Origin of the sequence: Microbacterium sp. HMWF026 (assembly GCF_003061325.1) — a bacterium.
GTDB lineage: Bacteria > Actinomycetota > Actinomycetes > Actinomycetales > Microbacteriaceae > Microbacterium > Microbacterium testaceum_E.
In genome coordinates, this window is sequence record NZ_QAJB01000351.1 from 1 (window position 1) to 2,836 (window position 2,836).

At 71.0% G+C, this 2,836-nt stretch carries 2 protein-coding genes and 1 pseudogene; 1 reads left to right on the top strand and 2 read right to left on the bottom strand.

Going from position 1 to position 2,836, the window contains the following annotated elements:
• Nucleotides 1-72: 72 nt before the first annotated feature.
• Together gltX and DBR36_RS13225 are read right to left on the bottom strand one after the other, a co-directional pair.
• Entirely contained in the window at nucleotides 73-1,581 is a 1,509-nt protein-coding gene (gene gltX / locus DBR36_RS13220; protein WP_108320116.1) for a glutamate--tRNA ligase, read from the bottom strand.
• A 10-nt stretch (nucleotides 1,582-1,591) separates the two neighbouring features.
• Complete coding sequence (locus tag DBR36_RS13225) at nucleotides 1,592-2,542, bottom strand: LysR family transcriptional regulator (protein WP_243393024.1); 951 nt, start codon at nucleotides 2,540-2,542, stop codon at nucleotides 1,592-1,594.
• A gap of 81 nt (nucleotides 2,543-2,623) precedes the next feature.
• Between DBR36_RS13225 and DBR36_RS18470 the strand changes: the two are divergent.
• Nucleotides 2,624-2,836 (top strand): annotated as a pseudogene (locus tag DBR36_RS18470) (aminotransferase); the annotation flags it as partial.

Sequence of the window (2,836 nt, forward strand, 5' to 3'; positions counted from 1 at the left end):
CATCAGCCGCACCCCCGGAACGACGAAGTCCCCGCCCCTCCACACGGAGAGACGGGGACCACGTCGTAAACGTCAGGCGAGGTGCTGCACCAGCGCGTCGAGGCGACGCAGCGTCTCGGCCTTGCCGAGCAGCTCCATCGACTCGAACAGCGGCGGCGACACGCGGCGCCCGGTGAGCGCGACGCGCGGCGGACCGTAGGCGACGCGGGGCTTGAGGCCGAGCTCGTCCACCAGCGCGGTCGACAGCGCGGCCTGCACGCCCTCGGCGCTGAAGTCGTCGACGCCCTCAAGAGCGCGGATGGATGCCGTGAGCACCTCGGAGGCGTTCGCGGGCAGACCCTTCAGCGCGTCTTCGGCGTACGTCACGTCCGAGACGAACAAGAAGCCGAGCATCCCCGGCACCTCGCCGAGCAGCTGCACGCGCTCCTGCACGAGGGGCGCGGCCTGCGCGATGATCGCGCGGTGCTCGTCCGAGGGCTGCTCGGCGATCAGACCGGCGCCCGCGAGGTAGGGGACGATCCGGGCGGCGAAGTCGTCGGCATCCAGCATGCGGATGTGGTCGCCGTTGATCGCCTCGGCCTTCTTCTGGTCGAAGCGCGCGGGGTTGGGGTTGACGTCGGCGATGTCGAAGGCGGCGATCATCTCGTCGAGCGAGAACACGTCGCGATCGCTCGTGAGCGACCACCCCAGCAGCGAGAGGTAGTTGAGCAGTCCCTCGTGGATGAAGCCCTTCTCGCGCTGCAGGAACAGGTCGGCCTGCGGGTCGCGCTTGGACAGCTTCTTGTTGCCCGTCTCGCCCAGCACCAGCGGCATGTGACCGAAGCGCGGGATGAACGTGGTGATGCCGGCATCCACCAGAGCCGAGTACAGCGCGAGCTGGCGGGCCGTGGAGGGCATGAGGTCTTCACCGCGGATGACGTGGGTGATGCCCATGAGGGCGTCGTCGACCGGGTTCACGAACGGGTAGAGCGGCACTCCCCCGGCGCGCACGAGCACGAAGTCGGGGAACGATCCGGCCGGGAAGGTGACCTCGCCGCGGATGAGGTCGACGTAGGTGAGGTCGTGGTCGGGGACGCGCAGGCGCCAGGCGGGCTGACGTCCCTCGGCGCGGAACGCGGCCTTCTGCTCGTCGGTCAGGTCGCGGTCGAAGTTGTCGTAGCCGAGCTGCTTGGCGCGACCGTTGGCCTCGTTGCGGGCGTCGATCTCTTCGGCGGTCGAGTAGCTCTCGTACACCGCGCCGGCGGCGACGAGCTTGTCGAGCACCTCGCGGTAGATCTCGTGGCGCTGCGACTGGCGGTAGGGCGCGTGGGGCCCTCCGACCTCGACACCCTCGTCCCAGTCGATGTTCATCCACCGCAGGGCGTCGAGCAGCTGCTGGTAGCTCTCTTCGCTGTCACGGGCGGCGTCGGTATCTTCGATGCGGAAGACGAGCTTTCCGCCGTTGTGCCGGGCGTAGGCCCAGTTGAACAGGACGGTGCGAATCAGGCCGACGTGCGGCAGGCCCGTCGGTGACGGGCAGAACCGGACGCGAACGTCGGCGCCGGAGGCGGTCGTGGTGCGGGGATCGGGCGTGGCAGACATCCCCTCGATCCTACCGGCGGGCGCCGACACGCCCGTGGTCGGCCAGCACGTCGCTCACCACGTCGAGGGCGGCGCCGACGGCGGGGACGTGCTCGGCTCCGCGCGCGGTGACCACGTGCAGCGTGCGCGCTTCGGCGGCGGGCAGGCGCGGCGTCGCGATTCCCGCCGGAAGAGGAAGGGATGCCACCGCCATCCGCGGCAGGATCGCCATCCCGACGCCGAGGGCCACGAGGTTCTCGACGGCGATGTAGTTGTCGGTCTCGAACGCGATGTCGGGCGTGAATCCGGCGCGCCCGCACGCCTCGAGCAGGTGGCCGCGGCACTGCGGACACCCGGCGATCCATCGCTCCCCCGCCAACTGCGACAGGTCGATCGGATCGTGGGATGCCGCGGGGTGCTCCGCCGGGACCACGACGACCGTGTCGTCGTCGGCGAGGTGGCGCACCGACAGCCCGGCGGCCGCCTGCGTCAGCTGTTCGCGCCGATCGCCGGGGTAGCTGTAGATGAGGGCGATGTCGGCGCGGTCCTCGCGCACGGCGGCGATCGCCTCGGGGGGCTCGGCCTCGACGAAGCTGATCGAGACGCCCGGTCGACGAGCGGTGACGGCGGCGATCACCCGGGGCACGACGGTCGACGAGGCCGACGGGAAGGCCGCGATGCGCACCCGACCGGCGCGCAGGCCCCGCAGTTCGGCGAGGTCTCCCGCGGCGGCGTCGAGCGCCGTGGTGACCGTGGCGGCGTGACGCGCGAGGACGCGGCCGGCTTCGGTCAGTCGCACGCCACGGCCGATCCGCTCGACGACGGGCAGACCGACGCGCTGTTCGAGGCGGCGCAGTTGCTGACTGACCGCGGGTTGGCTGTAGCCCAGGGCGCGGGCGGCGGCCGTGATCGAACCGGTGTCGGCGATCGCCTTGACCACCCTCAGACCATGGGCGTCGAGCCCGTCTTCTGTTTCGCTCACGCCCACACATAAGCAGGTCGAATGCATTTCATGCAACACCTGCTCTAGTGCAATAGGCGCGATCGGGAGAGCCTTGGTCCCATGAGCAGCCTCGCCTCGCACTTCGCCGGCGGCCGCGACTACCTCGCCGCCTGCACCCTCGGCCTTCCGTCCCGTGCCACGGTCCGCGCCGTCCGCGCGGACCTCGAGGCTGCGGCATCCGGTCGACCCGACGTCGTGGCGGCCTCGCAGGCCGTGGAGCAGGCGCGCGCCTCGTACGCCCGCCTCGTCAGCGCGCCGGTCGGCGACGTCGCG

Bases quoted from the DNA above. Each gene is read 5' to 3' on its own strand.
- gltX (WP_108320116.1), bottom strand. From the start codon at position 1,581: ATGTCTGCCACGCCCGATCCCCGCACCACGACCGCCTCCGGCGCCGAC.